Origin of the sequence: Prevotella heparinolytica, assembly GCF_004342845.1 — a bacterium.
Taxonomy (GTDB): Bacteria; Bacteroidota; Bacteroidia; order Bacteroidales; family Bacteroidaceae; genus Bacteroides; species Bacteroides heparinolyticus.
Window position 1 is genome coordinate 54,536 of record NZ_SLXB01000003.1, and the last position, 20,997, is coordinate 75,532.

Annotated in this window: 20 protein-coding genes; 13 read left to right on the forward strand and 7 right to left on the reverse strand. The window is 47.4% G+C overall.

The annotated features are described in order from the left end of the window. Entirely contained in the window at positions 1-1,338 is a 1,338-nt protein-coding gene (locus EV202_RS02710) for an NADP-specific glutamate dehydrogenase (protein ID WP_131925267.1), read from the forward strand. Positions 1,339-1,843: 505 nt separating this feature from the next. After that, positions 1,844-3,217, forward strand: a complete 1,374-nt coding sequence (locus EV202_RS02715; RefSeq protein ID WP_106068939.1) for a lipoprotein 17-related variable surface protein — start codon at positions 1,844-1,846, stop codon at positions 3,215-3,217. A gap of 123 nt (positions 3,218-3,340) precedes the next feature. Here EV202_RS02715 and EV202_RS15215 read toward each other — a convergent pair whose 3' ends face one another. Continuing rightward, the gene (locus tag EV202_RS15215; protein ID WP_234878228.1) at positions 3,341-3,535 is read right to left on the reverse strand and encodes a hypothetical protein; all 195 of its coding nucleotides are present in this window, start codon (positions 3,533-3,535) and stop codon (positions 3,341-3,343) included. Here EV202_RS15215 and EV202_RS15445 point away from each other — a divergent pair. From EV202_RS15445 to EV202_RS02730, 3 genes are all read left to right on the forward strand, one after another. Next, positions 3,443-3,661, forward strand: a complete 219-nt coding sequence (locus EV202_RS15445; protein WP_394336166.1) for a hypothetical protein — start codon at positions 3,443-3,445, stop codon at positions 3,659-3,661. The two genes, EV202_RS15215 and EV202_RS15445, sit on opposite strands and share 93 nt — an antisense overlap. Positions 3,662-3,673: 12 nt before the next feature. Then, positions 3,674-3,928 carry a hypothetical protein gene (locus EV202_RS02725; RefSeq protein WP_131925269.1) on the forward strand — a complete coding sequence of 85 codons (255 nt, stop codon included), beginning with the start codon at positions 3,674-3,676 and terminating at the stop codon, positions 3,926-3,928. A gap of 705 nt (positions 3,929-4,633) precedes the next feature. Then, on the forward strand, positions 4,634-5,872 hold the full coding sequence (locus tag EV202_RS02730; protein WP_131925271.1) for a CobW family GTP-binding protein: 1,239 nt from the start codon (positions 4,634-4,636) through the stop codon (positions 5,870-5,872). Between the two features lie 7 nt (positions 5,873-5,879). On the opposite strand, the gene EV202_RS02735 is transcribed toward EV202_RS02730, so the two are convergent. The 4 genes from EV202_RS02735 to EV202_RS02750 form a co-directional block, all read right to left on the reverse strand. Beyond that, entirely contained in the window at positions 5,880-8,087 is a 2,208-nt protein-coding gene (locus tag EV202_RS02735; RefSeq protein WP_131925273.1) for a beta-N-acetylglucosaminidase, read from the reverse strand. A gap of 10 nt (positions 8,088-8,097) precedes the next feature. Beyond that, entirely contained in the window at positions 8,098-8,670 is a 573-nt protein-coding gene (gene nadD / locus EV202_RS02740; RefSeq protein WP_106070478.1) for a nicotinate (nicotinamide) nucleotide adenylyltransferase, read from the reverse strand. A gap of 5 nt (positions 8,671-8,675) precedes the next feature. Further along, positions 8,676-9,239 carry a guanylate kinase gene (gene gmk, locus EV202_RS02745; RefSeq protein ID WP_106068943.1) on the reverse strand — a complete coding sequence of 188 codons (564 nt, stop codon included), beginning with the start codon at positions 9,237-9,239 and terminating at the stop codon, positions 8,676-8,678. Between the two features lie 120 nt (positions 9,240-9,359). Beyond that, the gene (locus EV202_RS02750) at positions 9,360-10,238 is read right to left on the reverse strand and encodes a YicC/YloC family endoribonuclease (RefSeq protein ID WP_131752302.1); all 879 of its coding nucleotides are present in this window, start codon (positions 10,236-10,238) and stop codon (positions 9,360-9,362) included. Between the two features lie 91 nt (positions 10,239-10,329). Between EV202_RS02750 and tsaB the strand changes: the two genes are divergently transcribed. The 7 genes from tsaB to rseP all read left to right on the forward strand — a co-directional run bounded on the left by tsaB (position 10,330) and on the right by rseP (position 17,032). Beyond that, a complete protein-coding gene (tsaB, locus tag EV202_RS02755) occupies positions 10,330-11,022 on the forward strand; it encodes a tRNA (adenosine(37)-N6)-threonylcarbamoyltransferase complex dimerization subunit type 1 TsaB (RefSeq protein ID WP_131925275.1) in 693 nt (230 codons plus the stop codon). Positions 11,023-11,078: 56 nt separating this feature from the next. Continuing rightward, complete coding sequence (locus EV202_RS02760; protein ID WP_106068946.1) at positions 11,079-11,699, forward strand: DUF4290 domain-containing protein; 621 nt, start codon at positions 11,079-11,081, stop codon at positions 11,697-11,699. A 45-nt stretch (positions 11,700-11,744) separates the two neighbouring features. Then, positions 11,745-13,049 carry a UDP-N-acetylglucosamine 1-carboxyvinyltransferase gene (gene murA, locus EV202_RS02765; RefSeq protein WP_131925277.1) on the forward strand — a complete coding sequence of 435 codons (1,305 nt, stop codon included), beginning with the start codon at positions 11,745-11,747 and terminating at the stop codon, positions 13,047-13,049. Continuing rightward, positions 13,046-13,585 carry a ribosome maturation factor RimM gene (gene rimM, locus EV202_RS02770; RefSeq protein ID WP_131925279.1) on the forward strand — a complete coding sequence of 180 codons (540 nt, stop codon included), beginning with the start codon at positions 13,046-13,048 and terminating at the stop codon, positions 13,583-13,585. The genes murA and rimM overlap by 4 nt, the downstream gene beginning before the upstream one ends. Before the next feature lie 16 nt (positions 13,586-13,601). Continuing rightward, positions 13,602-14,471: a M23 family metallopeptidase gene (locus EV202_RS02775; RefSeq protein WP_131752300.1), complete on the forward strand. Its 870-nt coding sequence runs from the start codon at positions 13,602-13,604 to the stop codon at positions 14,469-14,471. Positions 14,472-14,473: 2 nt separating this feature from the next. Next, positions 14,474-15,631, forward strand: coding sequence for a 1-deoxy-D-xylulose-5-phosphate reductoisomerase (locus EV202_RS02780; RefSeq protein ID WP_131925281.1), 1,158 nt, complete (start codon positions 14,474-14,476; stop codon positions 15,629-15,631). 66 nt (positions 15,632-15,697) lie between these two features. Continuing rightward, positions 15,698-17,032, forward strand: a complete 1,335-nt coding sequence (gene rseP / locus EV202_RS02785) for an RIP metalloprotease RseP (RefSeq protein ID WP_131925283.1) — start codon at positions 15,698-15,700, stop codon at positions 17,030-17,032. Between the two features lie 846 nt (positions 17,033-17,878). On the opposite strand, the gene EV202_RS02790 is transcribed toward rseP, so the two are convergent. Next, complete coding sequence (locus EV202_RS02790; RefSeq protein WP_131925285.1) at positions 17,879-18,778, reverse strand: diaminopimelate dehydrogenase; 900 nt, start codon at positions 18,776-18,778, stop codon at positions 17,879-17,881. Between the two features lie 182 nt (positions 18,779-18,960). Between EV202_RS02790 and ruvA the strand changes: the two genes are divergently transcribed. Next, positions 18,961-19,566 (forward strand): Holliday junction branch migration protein RuvA, encoded by a 606-nt coding sequence (gene ruvA, locus EV202_RS02795; RefSeq protein ID WP_131925287.1) that lies wholly within the window; start codon positions 18,961-18,963, stop codon positions 19,564-19,566. A 91-nt stretch (positions 19,567-19,657) separates the two neighbouring features. Here ruvA and EV202_RS02800 read toward each other — a convergent pair whose 3' ends face one another. After that, a complete protein-coding gene (locus EV202_RS02800; RefSeq protein WP_131925289.1) occupies positions 19,658-20,821 on the reverse strand; it encodes a M24 family metallopeptidase in 1,164 nt (387 codons plus the stop codon). Positions 20,822-20,997: the final 176 nt, after the last annotated feature.

The window sequence follows — 20,997 nt, forward strand, 5'->3', positions numbered from 1 at the left end:
ATGAATGCAGCTAAGGTATTAGAAGATTTGAAAAGACGGTTCCCCAACGAACCGGAGTATCATCAAGCAGTAGAAGAGGTACTCTCTACCATTGAAGAAGAATACAACAAACATCCGGAGTTTGACAAAGCTAATCTGATTGAGCGTCTTTGCATTCCCGATCGCGTTTATCAATTCCGTGTTACTTGGGTGGATGACAAAGGTAACGTACAAACCAACATGAGCTATCGCGTACAACACAACAATGCCATTGGCCCTTACAAAGGCGGTGTACGTTTTCATGCTTCCGTGAACCTGTCAATCTTGAAATTCCTTGCTTTTGAACAGACTTTCAAGAATTCCTTGACAACCCTGCCCATGGGTGGCGGTAAAGGTGGTTCGGACTTTTCTCCGCGAGGCAAATCGAATGCCGAAGTGATGCGTTTTGTTCAAGCTTTCATGCTGGAGCTGTGGCGTCATATCGGCCCCGAAACAGATGTACCTGCCGGCGACATCGGTGTAGGCGGACGTGAAGTAGGTTTTATGTTCGGTATGTACAAGAAGCTGGCCCATGAGTTCACCGGAACTTTCACGGGTAAGGGCCGTGAGTTCGGCGGTTCGCTGATTCGTCCGGAAGCTACGGGCTACGGTAACATCTATTTCCTGATGGAAATGCTGAAAACCAAAGGTACTGACTTAAAAGGCAAAACTTGCCTGATTTCCGGTTCCGGCAACGTGGCTCAATACACTGCCGAGAAAGTATTGGAACTGGGTGGCAAGGTATTGACAATGTCCGACTCCGACGGTTATATATACGACCCGGCAGGCATCGATCGCGAGAAACTGGATTACATCATGGAACTGAAGAACCTCTATCGCGGACGTATCCGCGAATATGCCGAACAATATCCCGGCGTAAAATATGTAGAAGGCGCTCGTCCTTGGGGTGAGAAAGCCGATATCGCCTTGCCTTCTGCAACTCAGAACGAAATCAACGGAGACGATGCCAAGAAACTGATGGCCAATGGCGTGATGGCTGTTTCCGAAGGCGCCAACATGCCTTCTACTCCTGAAGCTATCCGCATATTCCAAGAAGCCAAGATTCTGTATGCTCCGGGTAAGGCTGCCAATGCCGGAGGTGTATCGGTATCCGGCCTTGAAATGACGCAGAACTCCATTAAACTGAGTTGGAGCGCCGAAGAGGTTGACGAGAAGTTGAAGAGCATCATGAAGAATATCCACGAGGCATGCGTACAATATGGTACAGAGGCCGACGGCTACGTAAACTACGTGAAAGGAGCCAATGTGGCCGGATTCATGAAGGTGGCGAAGGCAATGATGGCACAAGGCATTTTATAAGGAGACGCAAGGCCATAGTTATTATAAAGAAAGGCGAAGGGGAAATCAACACCTCTCCGCCTTTTGCTTTTTCTCCGGACAATTTCCCGAATTCAGCAAAAGCGAACAATTTATTTCCAAAAAGATACTTTTCAGAGGCATAAAATGCAATTATATTATAAAAATTCAATATCAATATCAAAAAGCAAAAAGAGACGAAAATATTGGATAGCCTTCTCATACAGAGCCTGATAGCCGACTGGCATAGACAGAACACTACCGCACAAAAGTCCGACTCAGGCGTTGCCTGCGCCATCGGATGTTTTTCCTTAACTGCTTTTTTCGTAACTTTGCAGCCGGTTTTACATTCTCTTTGAAAGTAAAAGCGGCACTGATAACCGTTCTGTAACGACAACAGAGTGCTAACCATACAAACAGAATTAGTACAATAGGTAATTAAAAGCAGACAATTCCAATCAACTTGCTTGGAATGATTTATTAAATTGAAAAGAAAAAAGGTATTAAGATGAAAAAAACATTATTATCAGCATTTATATGCGCCGTATTGATTGCTTGTGGAAAAGATGATCCCACCGATTTCCCTCAACCGACGCCCGCTCCCACGCCGGAGCAATCCAAAGAATCCGACTCACCCACCGAACAACCTGTTCCGGCAGCAACCGTGACACAGGAGGAGATTGCCGCATATTTCGGTTTTGAAACTTCAAAAGACGTGAACGTTGCATCAACGCTTGTCAAGGCCCGAAAAGAGCCTATGCAAATAAACGGAAAAACCATCAGCCTGACCGAGGCCGAGGTAAAAAGCAAAGACGAATTGGGAGGTTCGTTTGTGTTGCATGTGGTAGGTAAGGTAAACGAAACGCCCTTTGAGAAAGAGTTTACATATAACGGGTTCGTGAAGAAACCCGAAGATTTCCAGATGGCCAACCGTGTACAGGTAAAATGGAAAGATGGTATAAACCATTACGAAATATTCGATTTCGACAGCTTTTACAGATTACACCAAACAAACATGTTCAGTGCCGAGAACCTTGAGCGGATGATGGATTTTCACTCCTCAACCACAGATGGCAGTTATATGTATCCTTTCACTTCGGAAGATATAAAGAAAACTACGATTGAAGAGGTGAAATATGAAGAACGGGGACAGATTTCGTTCTATCTCAAATACAACAATAGCAAGGCAAAAAATCGCATCTCTCTTCCATTCGACAAGAATAAGTATTACGAAGGCAAAATCACGATAAATACGGATTTCGTAGAGAGTAGCTACATGAGAGGTATATATGAGAACCCGGCTCTGTTCAACGGTCGTCTGTTCTCGTACGATGACAAGACGTACGCTGTAGTGATAAACGAAAGCCGAAAAGAGAAAAGCGATGGCGACAACACGCTTACATTGCATTTAAGTCTGCGCGCAAAGAACAACGGCGATGTTCAGCTTGCCGAATTTGACAAGACATTCACAGGATTCAAATCGCTGAAAGAGCTGAAAAGTGAGTTGAAACCTCACTCTACGGCCAATCTGCTTGTTTTTATGAAAGATAGGGTTAAGAAAAACGATAGTGGAGATATAACCAACAAACTTTCCATATCCATAGAAAACTGGATACGCGATGTAGAATTCACCACCCAAAAAGAGCAGGAAGCATTGACATGGGAGAAAAATAAGTGGAGCAAAAACGTACTAAGCGGTCTCCATACTTCCATGAAAGATATATATCTGGACGGAGTGAAATTCGAGCTTATCTCTGCCAAGTTGAATGACGACAATGGACGAAAGACCCTGCATATCACTTTCCGAATGGCGGGAGCCAACGAGTTGGTATTGACGGACGATGCCATTGACTTCAACATGACAATGCACATTCCTTCCTAAGATGGGGAAAGAGGTATCTCATTACAGAGATTGTAAATATTCGATACCACCGCTTTTAAAAAAACGTCCAGCATGAAATAGCGTTTCCTATACGCTATAAATCAGTCCGATATATTTTTAACGTCAGTTCGGGATAAGAAAAAGGTAATAGAAGTTGGTAATCTCGCTTATTCTGGGTTTAAACATCGCTTCAATCTGAGCCGCGACAGCAGGCTCTACAAACTCATCGACGAAGAGGGTGCACGGGGCTACGGCAGCTACCTCTTCATCCTCGAACAGCTTTACAGTCAGGAGTCCGGCAGGCTTTTCATCGGGCAACTGAAACTGATACGGCAGAAAGGGGCCCCGCAGGCTTACCTCGAAAAAATAGTCCGGAACTACGGTTTGTTCGTCATCCAGGACGATATGTTTTCATCGGCCATCGACTATTTGGGCACTTCGTGAAAGAAAGCGGAAGTGTCAAAGAAAAATACTACCGAGAAAGGAGCGGAAGAAGAGGAGGTGATGACGGATAGGATGAAGGTTGCCGAAGAAGCAAGCCCGCTTGTAGAAGAGGACGGGGATTCTCAGGCGACAACTTCTCCTGCCACTGCTTCGGAAGTGTCCGAAGCTTGCGCGGCGACTCCGGACGAACTCGTAGCCGACTGCTTGCCGACTACCTGCCGGCTCGGAGTCAGCAAGCAGTCCGAAAAGAGGCAAAAAGCGAGATAACAAGCAGTCCCTTAGAGAGTTATCACAACAACCTTCCCTCGCGCGCGCGAGAGAAGAAAAGAATAGAGAAGAAGAGAATAGAAAATACCTCCTCCATATAATTCCTCCTCTTAAGGTGGAGGAGGTGGAGAAACGCCACACCGCATGCGCCATAACGTGAGGGCGCAACGGGTGCGAGGTGTGAGATTGCAGACGGTGAAGTGCGGGGTTACGGCAGCTGAAGTGCGGGCTTACGGGTGAGGAAGTGCGGAGTTGCGGACGATGCATCCGGTTTGTTCTCAAAATTGATTTATAACCATAACGTTACAAAAAATAAGCGAGATTACCAACGTCTATTACCTTTTTCTTATCCCGAACTGACGTTATCTTTACTAAAATCTGACCGGATTTTTACTAAAAATTGCTTGAACTTTTAGTAAATCTTCGGGGAATTTCTTTTAAGCGGATATTTTCTGTGTTCAGAAGCCTTCTTTTTGTCAAGAATATTCAACCGAGCCTCTTCCTACATAGCAAAAGGCAACTGTAGAAAAACAGAGAATAACGACCACCGACTTCCTGAAGACTTCCGGCCCTCCAAGAAAAAATGCGGTAGATGATTACCGAAAAGAACCTTTTTATCCGTATTTTTGCAAACCGCATACAGCACCCTCACCAATGGGTATGTGCGGCATAAGACAACATTACAGAAACAAATTACAGACAACAATGGAAACAAAGGAAATCCCTGTACTGCTACTGACAGGCTATCTGGGCAGTGGAAAAACCACTTTGGTAAACCATATTCTTTCCAACAAACGCGGCATTAAATTTGCCGTCATCGTCAACGACCTCGGCGAGGTGAACATCGATGCAGAGCTCATACAAAAAGGCGGCATCGTAGGGAAAAAAGACGAAAGCCTCGTCGCGCTCCAAAACGGCTGCATCTGCTGCACGCTGAAGACCGACCTGATAGAACAGATGCAAGAAATCATGAAGATGCAGCGCTTTGACTATATCGTCATCGAGGCCAGCGGCATCTGCGAGCCTGAACCTATCGCCCAAACCATCTGCTCCATTCCCCGCATGGGCGGCGTTTATACCCGATACGGCATCTGTCGCTTGGACTGCATTGTCACCGTGGTAGACGCCCTGCGCCTGCAAAGCGAATTTGCCTGCGGCAACAACCTCACCGGCAAAGGTTTGGACGAAGAGGACATCGAAAACCTCATCATACAGCAGATAGAATTCTGCAACCTTGTGCTGCTGAACAAAGCTTCGGAAGTGCAACCCGAAGAGCTGAAACGCATCAAGCAGATAGTGCGCACCTTGCAACCCGGCTCCGAAATCATAGAATGCGATTATACAAATATCGAACTGGAAAAAATAATCCATACCCGTCTGTTCGACTTTGAGCGTGTTGCCACCTCGGCAGGATGGGTACGCGAAATAGAACGTCCGGTCAGCGAAGAGGAAGAGAAAGAGGCTCATCGCCACCATCACCATGAAGGAGAATATAGGCATGGGCACGAGGGCCATCATCACGATTGCGGAGAGCATTGCCACCATCACCACCATCACTCAGAGGGCGGCGAAGCCGAGGAATACGGCATCAGTACCTTTGTCTACTACCGCCGTCAGGCATTCGACATCCATAAGTTCGACCACTTCATCGCAACCAAATGGAACCGTAACATCATCCGAGCCAAAGGCGTATGCTACTTCAGCCACAACCGCGACATGTCCTATCTCTTTGAGCAAGCCGGCATGCAGAAGCAACTTACGGAGGCCGGGCTATGGTATGCCACAGCCCCCGAAGAGGATTTGATTAAATTGATGCGTCAAGAACCGGGCCTGCTGCGAGACTGGGACGAGAAATACGGAGACCGCATGCAAAAGATTGTCTTCATCGGCCAACATTTGGACAAAGAGCAGTTGACGCGCGACCTTGATGCATGTTTAGATTAAGAGAGATTTATTTCTCCACAAAACGAAACATCTTGAAATAGACCTTACGATCTGCGCCAGAGACATTGACAAGCCTCACCTTCAGCACCTTCAGGCCTGCAACAACAGCCTTCAACTGCGATCTGCTTCCATAGGGTTGCAGTTGCACAGGCTGCCATTCCGCGCCATCAGCAGTCACTTCCAACCGGAAGAGCGAGTCAATGGCTTCCCTGCTGCCCAAGTCGATGAGCAATGAATTAAGGTTGCGGGCATAGTCCATCGAGAGTGTCAGCGAACCGGCAGCCTGCCAGTCTATCACTTCGTTGGACGGAGCAATATTGACAGTTTTTCCTTTTTGCTTCACCGGAAGCGAAGCCAGTTGCACGACGTCGCTTTCCAAAGAGTAGGGCGAATAAACTGCCTGCGTATCCAATTGGGCATCGAACAACTTGTTATATCGTGATGTGGCAACTTCAAACAACGCGTCGAAAGTCGGCAACAGATGTTTTCCTGCGCTTTTCACTCCCACATGATAAAGGGCATCCGTCTCGCACATCAGTCTTTGCAAGGCTTGGGCATGGGCGTGACTTCGAACAAAAGCCTCTTTTTGGGGTTGCAGGCGCATCATCTCCAACACCTCTTTCCCATACTCGCCCACTAATCTGAATTGAGTCAGCCAAGGCCTTATCTCGTTTATCAGCGGGCGGTTCTCACTGCCCGAAGCCAGCAACATATCGGCAGCAACAATTATTTTGCGGCACTCTTCGGCCACCTCACGGTAAGCCGCATCATCCGTCTGCCCTTTTTCCCGATAATTGTTCAGCAGCGTTGCGAGTGCCGGTTGGATGGCAACGGACTCATCGCGTCTGAAGTTATGCCCGTTCGGCCCTAAATCGGAATTATGGGTGGCAAAGGTTTCCAGGTATTCGGCATGGAGAGGCATCAGGTCTTTAACGGCTCTTCGCCAAGAAGCGTCGCTGTCATAACGACTCATGTTCCAAGTATAGTCGGCCACGCTGTAAAGCGAAATCTTGGAGGCCTCCGCATGCTCCATCGGGTTGGATACGAAAGCGGCAAGCTCATCTTTGATGTCAGTGCCGTTCCCATACACCGGGCCTAACAGCAGATGGTCTCGCACATAATCCGAAACAGGAAAATTCCACCAGATATAAGCCTTGCGCTTCAGCAGCGGATTGATAAAGTCCATCGTCGGTTTGTCTATGGTGGCAACCACCTTATCGCCTGTCCACATGATTTGTATGCCTTCGTTCAGTTTGTCGCCCAATGTAGTGAGATATCCTCCCTCTACTTTCGCCCACGATTTGTTATATTCCGTAGGGCACATAATCAACGGAGCAACGTCTTTCTTGATTTTCACAAAATAATTGTCGATATAATTCAGCAACTCAGCCTGTTTGTCTGCCTTAGTACCTTCACCGGATATGTCGTCGAAGAAAACGGCAAAACCGCGTACACCCAACTGATACATGCTTTCAAATTTCTGTAACAATTGCGAGCGGTCTTCTTCGTTCCAGCGAATGTCTTGTCCCGGATGGATGGCCCAGTAAAAGATGACATTGTTCTCATGCGCTCTTTCCACAAGCATCTTCAACTGTTCCGCTTCGCGGGGAGGATAAGGTTTGCGCCAGTTGGGGGTACTATGGTAAGGGTCGTCCTTAGGTCCATACAGATAAACGTTCATCTTGTTTCTGCCGTAAAATTCGAGCTGGCGCATACGGGCTTCATGACTCCACGGTGTACCGTAAAATCCCTCTACCACACCCCGGTATGGCACATCCGGATAGTCGGTTATTTCAACCAAAGGCAATTTGCCCAAAGCAAGCAGTTGGGCAAGAGTCTGTACACCGTAATACACTCCTCGTTCGTCGGCACCTGCAATAACCATACGGTCTTTAGCTATTTTCAGGAAATAGCCTTCCGGCTTTTGCGGAATCCGGTTCCGGTATTCCCTGACCGCCTTATCTCCTTTCACACCGACAAATATGCGAAAAGAAGCCTTCAATGCCTCCCCCGGCATCAGTCGGCGAAGCAGTGACAAGGCAGATCCACCATACAGCGAATCGGATGCCCATAGTCTGTATTGCGCAGGGATATTTACCGAATCACTTTGAGATACATACTCTTGAGGGGTAGGTTGCAGATGAAAGTCTTGTGCGCGAAGCACGGCTATCGTCAGCAGACCGAAAGTTGCAAATAACAGCAGTTTTTTCTTCATAACAAATGTTTTATGGTATTAAAGGGGTTTGTTTTAATCGTTCGTACACAGCCGGATGGAGAAAATAACGTATATCTTTCCCCTCGTCCAATGCCTTGCGTATAAAAGTAGAACTGATTTCGAATACGGGCGAAGAGGTCAGGCTCACGCCTTGTGGCAAAGAGGCCGCATCTATCGGATAGCCCGGACGAGGATAAATGATAATCCGGTTTTCTGCAAGTATGCGTTCCGACTCGTACCATCGAGGAAAGAGCATCCAATTATCCGCCCCCATTATGAGGGAGAAAATGCAGTGCGGATAAGTACGCTTCAGTTCATCCAAAGTATGAATCGTATAAGAAGGGCGAGGCAAATGAAACTCAAAATCGGATGCGCGGAATTTCGGATAACTTTCAATGGCAAGCTTCACCAGTTCCAAACGAAACGTATCGTCCATCAGCTTCTTTTCCTCCTTCAAAGGGTTGTGGGGAGTAACCATAAACCACACCTCATCCAACCCTTCGTATTCGCAAAGATAATTGGCAAGAGCCAAATGACCGATATGAACCGGATTGAACGAACCACTGAAGACTCCGACTCTCAAGGGATTCATCGCTCCAAGAATTGAGTAATTACTTCTAAAGCTTCTGTCTTGGCATCCTCCAGATTGTCATTCACAATCACCGTGTCGAACTTCGAGGCAAAACCAAGTTCGTATTCCGCCTTTGCCACACGGCTTTCAATAACTTCGGGAGCATCTGTTCCACGCCCCACCAAGCGTTTGCGCAGTTCCTCTACCGAGGGAGGCTGGATGAAGACAGACAAAGCACGCTCGCCATAAAACTTCTTTATGTTGCAACCGCCCACCACATCTACATCAAATACCACATTCTGTCCTTCGGCCAGTTGTTTCTCTACTTGTGCCTTCAACGTTCCGTAAAAACGATCTTGATATACTTCCTCATACTCCAGAAATTCATCATTGGCTATGCGACGACGAAACTCTTCAGGAGTCAGGAAGAAATACTCCACCCCGTCCTTTTCCGTTCCACGAGGAGGACGGCTGGTGGCCGAAACGGAAAATGACAGATTCAGGTTCTGCGTCAGCAGATAATTGATAATCGTCGACTTGCCCGAACCCGAAGGAGCTGAAAAGATGATAAGTTTGCCCATGCTAAGTATTATTATAAAAACATTTCAGGCATGGAATATATGGGCTGATAGTTTTGCATGACGGCTACGCAAGGCAACCCGAAACACCGTATAATCCCTGCCTGAGAGATAATACGAAAATTACATTACATTCAACACCTGTTCCTTGATTTGTTCCAATTCGTCCTTCATCTGCACAACAAGTTTTTGCATTTCCACATGATTGGATTTGCTGCCCAAAGTATTGATTTCACGCCCCATCTCCTGAGCGATAAATCCTAACTTCTTACCTTGTCCGCTTCCGCTTTCCAACGTGTTGATAAAATATTTCAGATGATTGCCGAGGCGTTGCTTTTCCTCGTTTATATCCAGCTTTTCAATATAATAGATAAGTTCTTGTTCCAGACGGTTTTTATCATAATCCACGTTCAATGTTTTCTCCAAGGCATCGGTAATGCGTTCTTTCACTTTGGCAACCCGTTCTTTTTCAAAAGGAACAACGGCTTCGAGCAGGCATGCGATATTGGCAATCTTTTCACGGAATTTCTTTTCGAGCGCCACTCCCTCCTGCTTACGAAAATCTACCAGAGAGTTAACAGCCTCTTCTACGGCCGAATGAACCAACGCCCATTCTTCTTCGCTCAACTCTTGCGTTTCGTTCTTGGTCATCACGTCCGGCATGCGGAGCAAAGTCGAAAACCAGTCTTCCGGTTCGGGAATTCCCAATGTCTCCGACAAAAATTTGATGCGCTCGTAATACGCAGTCACCAACTCCTGATTAATGGGAGTGGCAAGTTGTTCGGTATCTTTTTTTTCAACCCAAAGGCAGAAATCCACCTTGCCACGCTCCAGCACTTTGGAAATTTCATTACGAATCTCTATCTCTTTCTCCCGATATAAAGGAGCGATGCGGGCCGACAGATCCATCGCTTTACTGTTAAGCGACTTAATTTCGACGTTCACTTTCTTATCAGGCAACTCGACTATTGCTTTGCCGTAGCCTGTCATGGATTGTATCATAATGTTATAGTTTTGTGCAAAAGTACGTGATTATTTTAATTACTGAAAATAATCATGTAAATTTGCCACAACAAAATCAAGAATAAGAGTTATGTCATGTATTTTACATATTGAGACATCCACTTCCGCATGCTCCGTGGCTGTGAGCGAAGACGGACAGAATGTTTTCAAAAAAGAAGACTTGAACGGCCCCTCGCATGCTGTTTCATTAGGAGTTTTTGTAGACGAAGCACTTTCGTTCGCCGACAATCATGCCATGCCGTTGGATGCGGTTGCCGTAAGTTGCGGCCCGGGCTCTTATACAGGACTGCGTATCGGCGTATCTATGGCAAAAGGAATCTGCTACGGACGCAACCTGCCTCTGATAGGATTACAGACCTTGCAAGTGCAATGCGTTCCGGTATTGCTCTACCATGAAGAACTGCCCGACGATGCCTTACTATGTTCGATGATCGACGCCCGCCGCATGGAAGTTTATGCAGCCGTTTACGATCGGGCACTGAAACCTCTTCGGGATATAGCGGCCGATATTGTAAACGAAGACTCATACGCGGAATTTTTGGATAAGCATCCTGTCTATTTCTTCGGCGACGGCGCAGCAAAATGCAAAGGCAAAATCAAGCATCCCAATGCGCGTTTCATTGACGGCATTCGCCCTTTGGCAAGTATGATGCAGCCATTGGCAGAAAAAGCGATAGCTGAAAAAGACTTTAAAGACGTGGCCTATTTCGAACCGTTTTATCTGAAAGAGTTTGTTGCCGGTACGCCCAAAAAACTTTTGTGAAAAATGACAATTTCAGGTATTATCAATTATCAACAGCCAATAATCAATTTAGAGAAATGCAATATAACACTCAACAAAAACGAATGCCTCTGCCCGAATACGGTCGGAGCATCCAGAACATGGTAGACCATGCGCTTACGATTGAGAACCGTGCAGAACGCCAACGTTGTGCAAATACAATTATCAATATCATGGGGAGCATGTTCCCTCATCTGCGCGATGTGCCCGACTTCAAACACAAGCTGTGGGATCATCTTGCCATCATGTCCGGCTTTCAGTTGGACATCGACTATCCATACGAAATTATACGCAAGGATAACCTGAACACCAAACCGGAAAACGTCCCCTACCCCAGTACTAAAATCCGTTATCGCCATTATGGGCGTACGATGGAAGTATTGATAAAGAAAGCCATCGAATTTCCTGAAGGAGAAGAAAAGCAGAATCTGGTAGCATTGATCTGTAACCATATGAAGAAAGACTATATGGCTTGGAACAAAGATACTGTCGACGACCGCAAGATAGCAGACGACCTTTACGAGCTGTCCAACGGTAAATTGCAGATGACCGATAGCATCATCCGCCTTATGACGGAACGGATCGACCAAAACTATCGTCCGAAGGCAAACAGTCAAGGTAACCGGAACAACAACCGGAACAATAAGAAGAAATATTAAGAGATTCTCAATTTGATACCTCATTTTATTAATAGATAAGACGACATGGCATCATTTGTAATCGAAGGAGGACACAGTCTTCGCGGCGACATTTACCCTCAGGGTGCAAAGAACGAGGTTCTGCAAATAGTCTGCGCCACATTGCTCACCGCCGAAGAGGTAACGGTACACAATATACCGGATATTCTGGATGTCAACAACCTTATACAATTGATGAGGGATATGGGAGTTTCTGTCTCAAAGAAGGGCATCGACACATACAGCTTTCGGGCAGAAAACATTGACTTCAACTATCTGAAGAGTGATGAGTTTTTGAAAAAATGTTCCAGTCTTCGCGGTTCCGTCATGCTGGTGGGTCCCATGGTGACACGCTTCGGCAAAGCAATGATTTCCAAACCGGGAGGCGACAAAATAGGACGCCGCCGTCTGGATACTCATTTCATCGGCATCCGGAATTTAGGAGCCGATTTTGTCTACAACGAAGTGCGCGAAGTTTACGAAATATCGGCGGGACGACTGCAAGGCACATACATGCTGCTCGACGAAGCATCCGTAACGGGAACAGCCAACATCGTAATGGCTGCTGTTCTGGCCAAAGGCAAGACCACCATCTATAATGCCGCTTGCGAACCTTACATACAACAATTATGCAGAATGCTGAATCGGATGGGAGCCAGAATAGAAGGCATCGCTTCCAACCTCCTCACCATCGAAGGAGTAGATGAACTGCACGGCACCGAGCATACCATTCTGCCGGATATGATCGAGGTGGGCAGCTTCATCGGCATGGCGGCTATGACGCAGAGCGAACTGACCATAAAAAATGTCTCACACCGGAACTTGGGCATAATTCCCGACAGTTTCCGCCGCCTCGGCATCAAGATGGAACAACGTGGAGACGATATCCATGTGCCTGCACAAGACAATTATCAGATAGAATCTTTCATAGATGGTTCCATTATGAGCATTGCAGATGCGCCGTGGCCGGGATTGACGCCGGACTTGCTCAGCGTGATGCTGGTAGTTGCCACTCAGGCAAAAGGAAGCGTACTCATCCATCAGAAAATGTTCGAAAGCCGCCTGTTCTTTGTGGACAAACTGATAGACATGGGGGCGCAAATCATCTTGTGCGACCCGCACCGGGCTGTTGTCATCGGGCATAATCATGGCTTCAAACTGCGTGGAGGCAATATGACCTCACCTGATATTCGTGCCGGCATCGCCTTACTGATAGCCGCCATGAGTGCAAACGGCATCAGCCGCATACATAATATCGAACAGATAGACCGCGGATACCAGAACATCGAAGGGCGACTGAATGCGCTTGGAGCAAGAATCACGAGAATATGATAAAGAAAGAAGACGTATATAAGATAGGTATATTCAATAAGCCTCACGGAATTCACGGAGAGTTATCATTCACTTTTACGGATGACATCTTCGATCGGGTGGAAGCAGAGTATCTTATCTGCCTAATAGATGGGATCTTGGTTCCTTTCTTTCTGGAGGAATACCGTTTCCGTTCGGACACCACTGCCCTTGTCAAACTGGAGGGAGTGGACACCGCAGAACGTGCCCGCATGTTCACCAATACGGAAGTATATTTCCCGGTCAAGCATGCAGAAGGGCATGAACCGGAGGAGCTGAGCTGGGATTTCTTCGTGGGTTTCCGCATGGAAGAGGTGCACCACGGCAAACTGGGAGAAATTGTATATGTAGATACCTCGACCATCAATGCCCTTTTCACAGTAGCCTATCAGGGAGAAGAAATCCTGATTCCTGCACAGGAAGATTTCATCGTGGATATCGACCGGAAGCATAAAGTCATCACGATGGACTTGCCGGAAGGCCTGCTGGCATTGGACGATATGGAAGAGTTTAATTAGGAATGAAATATAGATATTGGAAAAGAAGAAGAAGAAGAAACGAAACAAAGCTTTCTGGAGCAATATCAAGTTCAAGTATAAGCTGACCGTCATCAACGAGAATACGCTTGAAGAAGTCGTCGGACTGCGTGTATCCAAGTTGAACGGAATCTCCGTATTGCTTTCCGTGTTGACCATCCTGTTTCTGATAGCGGCAGTCATTATAGCTTTTACTCCCTTGCGCAACTACCTGCCCGGATACATGAACAGTGAAATCCGTGCCCAAGTGGTGGAGAATGCACTGCGTGTAGATTCGCTCCAACAGTTGGTGGACAGACAGAACCTATATATCATGAATATTCAGGACATCCTTTCGGGCAAGATAAAAGCGGATACCGTGCAGTCTATCGACTCGCTGACCAGTATGCGCGAAGATTCGCTCATGGAACGTACACAACGGGAAGCCGAATTCCGCAAGCAATATGAGGAAACGGAAAAATACAACCTGACAAGTATCACAGCCCGTCCCGAAGTAGACGGACTGATTTTCTACCGTCCCACGCGTGGCATGATTTCGTCCGCCTTCGATGCCGATACAAAGCATTTCGGCACGGACATCGCCGCCAATCCGGGCGAAAGCGTCTTGGCTACGTTAGACGGTACCGTCATACTGAGTACCTACACCGCCGAAACCGGCTATCTGATAGAGATACAGCATAATCAGGATTTCGTATCGGTATACAAGCACTGCGGTTCTTTGCTGAAACGGGAAGGAGATGACGTAAAAGGTGGCGAAGCCATTGCATTAGTAGGAAACACCGGGCAACTCTCTACCGGGCCACACCTCCATTTCGAATTGTGGCACAAAGGGAAAGCTGTAAACCCGGAACTTTATATCGTGTTTTAATTATGAAGAAACGAATTGCCATACTTGGCTCTACCGGTTCCATCGGCACACAAGCATTGCAGGTCATCGAGGAGCACCCCGACCGGTATGAAGCGTACGTGCTGACAGCCAACAACCGTGTAGAGGAGCTCATCGCTCAAGCCCGTAAGTTCAAGCCCGAAGCGGTGGTAATAGCCAACGAATCGAAATACAGCCTGCTAAAAGAGGAACTTGCCGACCTGCCCATCAAGGTATATGCCGGCGAAGAGGCTCTCTGCCAGATTGTGTCCGAAGCACCTATCGACATGGTGCTGACAGCCATGGTGGGATATGCCGGACTGAAACCGACCATGAACGCCATCCGCGCCCACAAACCGATAGCACTTGCAAATAAGGAAACCTTGGTAGTTGCCGGAGAACTGATTAACGAGCTGGCAAACCTTAGTAATGTGCCTATTCTGCCGGTAGATTCCGAACATTCCGCCGTCTTCCAATGTTTAGCCGGAGAGGTGGGAAATGCGATAGAAAAAGTGATACTGACCGCTTCGGGAGGACCGTTCCGCAGTTGCTCCATGCAGCAACTGGCAACAGTGACCAAAGTGCAGGCTTTGAAACATCCCAATTGGGAGATGGGAGCCAAAATCACCATAGATTCCGCCTCGATGATGAATAAGGGATTTGAAGTAATCGAAGCCAAATGGTTGTTCGGTGTACGTCCCGACCAAATAGAAGTGGTAGTACATCCGCAATCCGTCATCCATTCCATGATACAATTTGAAGACGGTGCCATAAAAGCACAACTTGGCATGCCTGACATGCGGCTGCCTATTCAGTATGCTTTCTCCTATCCCGACAGGCTGAAAGCATCTTTCCCGCGTCTGGACTTCAAACGATGCACGGAACTGACCTTCGAGGAACCGGACACCACACGTTTCCGCAACTTGGCTTTGGCATACGAGGCATTGCATCGTGCAGGAAATATGCCCTGCATCATCAATGCAGCCAACGAAGTGGTTGTCGCCGCTTTTCTGCAAGACAAGATTTCGTTTCTCGGCATGAGCGACGTGATAGAGAAAACCATGTCGCGCGCAGCCTTTATACAGAAGCCCAGCTATGAGGATTATGTAGCTACGGATGCCGAAGCAAGACGGATTGCCGAGGAGACGATAAAACATGCGTGACAACCAAACAAGCCTTTCTTTGTTTTTAAGTAATAAATTGTAAATCGTAAAATAGTAAATTATCAGATGGAAACATTCTTGATTCGTGCCCTGCAACTCGTCATGAGCCTTTCGCTACTCGTCATTATCCACGAGGGAGGGCACTTCCTCTTTGCCCGTTTGTTCAAGACGCGGGTAGAGAAATTCTGTTTATTCTTTGACCCTTGGTTCACTTTATTCAAGTTCAAACCTAAAAACAGCGAAACGGAATACGGCATCGGATGGTTGCCCTTAGGGGGCTACGTAAAAATTGCCGGCATGATAGACGAGTCGATGGATACCGAGCAGATGAAACAGCCCATGAAGCCTTGGGAATTCCGGGCCAAACCGGCATGGCAACGCCTGCTGATCATGGTGGGGGGCGTACTGTTCAACTTCCTGCTTGCCCTGTTCATCTATTCCATGATACTTTTCACTTGGGGAGACGAATATATTCCGGTTCAGAAAGCGCCGTTGGGCATGGATTTTAATGAAACGGCCAAAACAATCGGATTCCGCGACGGTGACATCTTGATTTCAGCCGATGGAGTAGCATTCGAACGCTACGACGGCGATTTGCTGACCAGTATCGTAGATGCCCGTCAGGTAAGTGTGTTGCGCGATGGCAAATCTGTCTCCGTTTATATTCCCGAAGACATGATGAACCGCTTGCTGACCGACAGCGTACGATTCGCCAGCTTCCGTTATCCGTTCGTCGTCGACAGTGTAAGCGCCGGACGCCCTGCTGCTTTGGCCGGCTTGCAACCGGGCGACAGCATCACCGCACTGGACGGAAAGACAATCGCCTATTTCGATTTCAAGGAGGAAATGACGAGACGCAAAAAAGCCGGCGACGCATCTCACGACGTGACTTTGACATACGTGCGCAACGGCATCACGGATACGCTGAGCTTGGCGACCGATGCCAACTATGAGATAGGCGTAATAGCGCGTGCGGCAACCAACAAGTTATTGCCCGTGGTACGCAAAGAGTATAGTTTCCTTTCTTCTTTTCCTGCCGGCATATCGTTGGGAGTAAAAACGCTGAAAGGCTACGTCGGCCAGATGAAATATCTTTTCTCGAAAGAAGGCGCCAAGCAGCTTGGAGGCTTCGGAACCATCGGCAGTATCTTCCCGGCAACGTGGGACTGGCATCAGTTTTGGTACATGACGGCTTTCCTTTCCATCATCCTTGCCTTCATGAATATTTTGCCCATTCCTGCACTGGACGGAGGCCATGTGTTGTTCCTGATATACGAGATTGTGGCACGCCGCAAGCCCAGCGACAAATTTATGGAACGCGCACAAATGGTAGGCATGTTCTTGCTGTTCGGTCTGCTGCTTTGGGCCAACTTCAATGATATATTGAGATATTTCTTCTGATATAAGGCTACCTCAGAACGCCTCTGCTACTTTCTTTCGGGTGTGGAGTTATACGGAATCACGGAACATCATTCATAAATAAAACCGTGTTAAACCGCATAACTCCACACCTGATATTAATGGTTTCTAAAGAGAGAAACAAAGAACAGACTGACCTCATTTCAGGAGAAGAGCTGGTCGGAAATAGGAGTTCTTTCTTTTGATTTTATTTTACATACTATCAAAAATCTCACTCGTTTTTTAGCGCATATCCATTCACTCACTGAGTGAACCACATTCAGTCAGGGACTGAAATGGTTTCTCTCGCCGACTGAAATGGTTTCAGTCGGCGACTGATTCCCCCCTCTTCAGAAGTACTTCTGGGAGGGGTAAAAGAAAGAAGAGAGTTCTTTGTCCAGAAGGTAAAAAAGATTTACTAATACACATAAAACATCGCCATATTTATCATGGCGCTATCTTTGTGATGCCTTCAAATCGAGTTTTACCTACTTCGGCAGATACAGTCGCTCTTTCCCTATAAAGAACATGTTTTTAGGGGGCTGATGAGTATTGACAATGCCGATGCAACAATCAGCCATGATTGGGACATCGTCATTATTGGACTTTCAGCAAAAGAAGCGCAGATGCTTATCTGTCAGCATGGAGGTTCGAGAAAGCGGATGCCGTCTATTTCAAAGAGTTTTAGCGTATGAAGGAAAATATAAGCCACAGCTGCTTTCGAGAAACTCGCAAAGAAACAACAAACCCTTTCTTTACATGTTCGTAAAGAAAGGGATTGTTCTATTAAGAAATTCATTTACCGCTCTCTCCCACAAACAGAGCAAGAAATAAAACTTTGCGGCATACCTATACCAAGTGACCGATCCATTCTTCCCGCTCACCGGGCAACAAATCGATAACAGGAATTTCTATCATCGTATAGCAACCCGGTTGCCGGCGCATGGCGGCACGAGCCGCGCATACCAATATTTGGGCGGTAAGGGCAGGGTTGTTGATGCGCATGTTGAACTCGAAAAGCTGGTTCTGCGTTTTGCCCGACACCCCTTTGCGGGTCAGGTTTACACCATGCCCCATATCGAGCAAGGCATCCACGCTCGGAACAAGCTTGACGTGCGTCTCGTCATTCACAAAATAGGGGTCGGCCTTGATGGCGGCGGCCACCTTGCCGAAATCATAACCTTCTTTCAGTTCGATGTACACCATGCGGCGATGGATGCCGGTCCCGGTAGGAATGGTCATGGAAAGAGCCGCCTTCACCCCCTCGACGGCCTTTACGGCTACCGTATGCCCCATGCTCATGCCCGGGCCGAAATTCGTATAAGTAATGCCTTTGGGGGCGATGGCCTCGAGCAATGCACGGACAATGGAGTCGCTTCCCGGATCCCAACCGGCCGATATGACAGCCACCGTATCGTGTGCCTTGGCCACCGCATCGAGCGTGCGGCGCAAAGCCGGAATACCCGCATGGACATCAAAACTGTCTACCGTACGGACGCCTAAAGCCAGAAACTCTTTCGCATATTCCTCGACCTTGCGGGTAGGCGTACAAAGGATAGCCACATCTACATTCCGCAACTCTTTGACGATCTTTACGACGGGATATTCCCTCAGTTCCGCAGGGCAATCATCGGCGCCGGAACGACGTACCACACCGGCAATCTCAAAATCGGAGGCTGCCTGCAGGGCCTCAAGTACGTAACGACCGATATTGCCATACCCCACAACAGCTGCTCTTACCTTTTTCATCTTTTTATTGTTTTTATTTATCAGTTTTCTACTTTATAGGCGCAAAAGTAAGCTTTTTAGTTCACATTCATCTACAAGAAGCCTCAAAGTTTTACATCGCTTTCTCTTTTTTGTGACCGGAATTCCGATAATAATGCTTACATTCGCAGGTGATAAGATATAGAATACAAAAGGATAGGATTATGATAGAATACATCAAAGGCGAAATAGCCGAACTGAGACCGGCTACCGCAGTGATAGACTGCAACGGATTGGGATATGGCATCAATATCTCCTTAAACACATACGCCGCCATACAGGGCAAAAAAGAATGCAAGCTCTATATACATGAAGCCATACGCGAAGATGCCTACACGCTCTACGGCTTTGCCAACAAGCAAGAGCGGGAACTGTTTCTGTTGCTTATCTCCGTATCGGGCATCGGAGGGAATACCGCGCGCATGATTCTTTCGGCACTTTCGCCGTCAGAGCTGATAAATGTCATCAGTACGGAGAATGCAACCCTGCTGAAAACCGTCAAAGGCATCGGTCTGAAAACAGCCCAACGGGTGATTGTTGACTTGAAAGACAAAATAAAAACCGACAGTGTGGCAACCGCCGACGCCACAGGAGCAATGGGGATATTGGCATCAAGCATCAATGTACAAGTGCAGGAAGAAGCGATAGCCGCCCTCACCATGCTTGGTTTTGCAACGGCTCCCTCGCAGAAAGTGGTACTCGCCATTCTGCAAGAAGAGCCCAAAGCTCCGGTGGAGCAGGTCATCAAACTGGCACTGAAAAGAATGTGAATTAGCGGTTAGTTGATTAACGGTTAGTGGTTAGTGACCGGCTTCAAGCCTTATTCTTAATAACGCAGTTCACTAATCACTAACCGCTAACTTAAACTTCAACAATCTCTTCTTTGCATAGCGTGAGTTTCTCCACTCCTTCTTCCGTAACTGCCCAAGAATTTTCGATACCCACGGGGCCTATGCCGGGAAGAACAATCTTCGGTTCCAATGCAAAGACCATACCCGGTTCGAGTTCCTGCTTCATGCGTGGAGCCAGCACAGGCATCTCGTTTATCTCCAGACCGATGCCGTGACCGATGAATTTGGCTTTTTGGGTTGTCCCCATAAAATTGTCGGCAAACCCGGCTTTGGTCACCATATCGATGGCTATATTATAAAGGTCCTCACAAACAACTCCGGGTTTGGCTTTCTCGGCCACGGCTTCTTGTATCTCCAAACAAGTCTGATGCGCAGCGTATGCTTTCTCCGGTAGCCTACCGATGGAGAATACCCGACTCATATCACCCATATAGCCATAAAAGTTTCCTCCCATATCCACCATAAAGCTCTGCCCCGGCTGCAATAAAGAACCATCCACGCCAATGGGAAGCGAAGGGTCAAGACCTCTGCCTCCCAAGGCAAAATCATAAGGAGAAGGACTCAGGGCATTGTCTCCGGCCAAAAGACTACCCATAAAAATCTCCATGCTCTGTCCGAATGTCCGGAAAATGCCCAAACCGCCTTCCAAGCGCATCAAGCGCTCTATTTCAACGGAAAGTTGCCGGTCGGTCATTCCCGGCTGATAGACCGAGGGTATCTGTTCGTATGCCTTGGCATGTGCAATGCCGGAACGGCGGAACATCTCAATCTCCATATCGGTCTTTATGCTCCGAGCTTTCCGTATAAGCGAAGTGCCGCAAGGAACAACCTCCGTCTTCGGGAAGCATGCCGCCAAACGGTTATACTCCGTAAACGCGAGTTCATCTCCCTCCAGCATCAACCTGGAAGGTATGGACAATCCGCATTCGTCCAACAGTTCAGGAAGCTGCTCGGGCTTACGGATGGGATGCACGTGCTCTCCTGTCATATTATTGGGACGCTTGATGAATAAACGGGCAGGAGCATGCAATGGCAAATACAGGTAGCCGCTTACGACGCGTCCATACGTATACAGCAGATTGACATTGCAAGTGATGAGGGCGGCGTCAATGTCTTGTTGAGCCATCAGAGAGCGAATCCTGTCGCGTCTCAATTTTAATTCCGGTAGTAACATCTATTGGTCATTTATGGCTTTGAGGTGCAAATATATAGAAAAAAGTGTAAATAGAGATTAGTGAACAGCGGTTAGTGCACACATCGTTCATGCCGCCTTGCAAAAAATGCGCTGCCCGAGTACCGGAATATCTGTTTGTGCACCACTTTCTTTTCGTAATATGCAAACAGATATTC

Bases quoted from the DNA above. Each gene is read 5' to 3' on its own strand.
- EV202_RS02790 (WP_131925285.1), bottom strand. From the start codon at position 18,778: ATGAAAAAGGTAAGAGCAGCTGTTGTGGGGTATGGCAATATCGGTCGT.
- ruvA (WP_131925287.1), top strand. From the start codon at position 18,961: ATGATAGAATACATCAAAGGCGAAATAGCCGAACTGAGACCGGCTACC.
- EV202_RS02735 (WP_131925273.1), bottom strand. From the start codon at position 8,087: ATGAAGAAAAAACTGCTGTTATTTGCAACTTTCGGTCTGCTGACGATA.
- murA (WP_131925277.1), top strand. From the start codon at position 11,745: ATGGCATCATTTGTAATCGAAGGAGGACACAGTCTTCGCGGCGACATT.
- EV202_RS02800 (WP_131925289.1), bottom strand. From the start codon at position 20,821: ATGTTACTACCGGAATTAAAATTGAGACGCGACAGGATTCGCTCTCTG.
- EV202_RS02760 (WP_106068946.1), top strand. From the start codon at position 11,079: ATGCAATATAACACTCAACAAAAACGAATGCCTCTGCCCGAATACGGT.
- EV202_RS02750 (WP_131752302.1), bottom strand. From the start codon at position 10,238: ATGATACAATCCATGACAGGCTACGGCAAAGCAATAGTCGAGTTGCCT.
- rseP (WP_131925283.1), top strand. From the start codon at position 15,698: ATGGAAACATTCTTGATTCGTGCCCTGCAACTCGTCATGAGCCTTTCG.
- EV202_RS02710 (WP_131925267.1), top strand. From the start codon at position 1: ATGAATGCAGCTAAGGTATTAGAAGATTTGAAAAGACGGTTCCCCAAC.
- gmk (WP_106068943.1), bottom strand. From the start codon at position 9,239: ATGGGCAAACTTATCATCTTTTCAGCTCCTTCGGGTTCGGGCAAGTCG.
- tsaB (WP_131925275.1), top strand. From the start codon at position 10,330: ATGTCATGTATTTTACATATTGAGACATCCACTTCCGCATGCTCCGTG.
- EV202_RS02715 (WP_106068939.1), top strand. From the start codon at position 1,844: ATGAAAAAAACATTATTATCAGCATTTATATGCGCCGTATTGATTGCT.
- rimM (WP_131925279.1), top strand. From the start codon at position 13,046: ATGATAAAGAAAGAAGACGTATATAAGATAGGTATATTCAATAAGCCT.
- EV202_RS02780 (WP_131925281.1), top strand. From the start codon at position 14,474: ATGAAGAAACGAATTGCCATACTTGGCTCTACCGGTTCCATCGGCACA.
- EV202_RS02730 (WP_131925271.1), top strand. From the start codon at position 4,634: ATGGAAACAAAGGAAATCCCTGTACTGCTACTGACAGGCTATCTGGGC.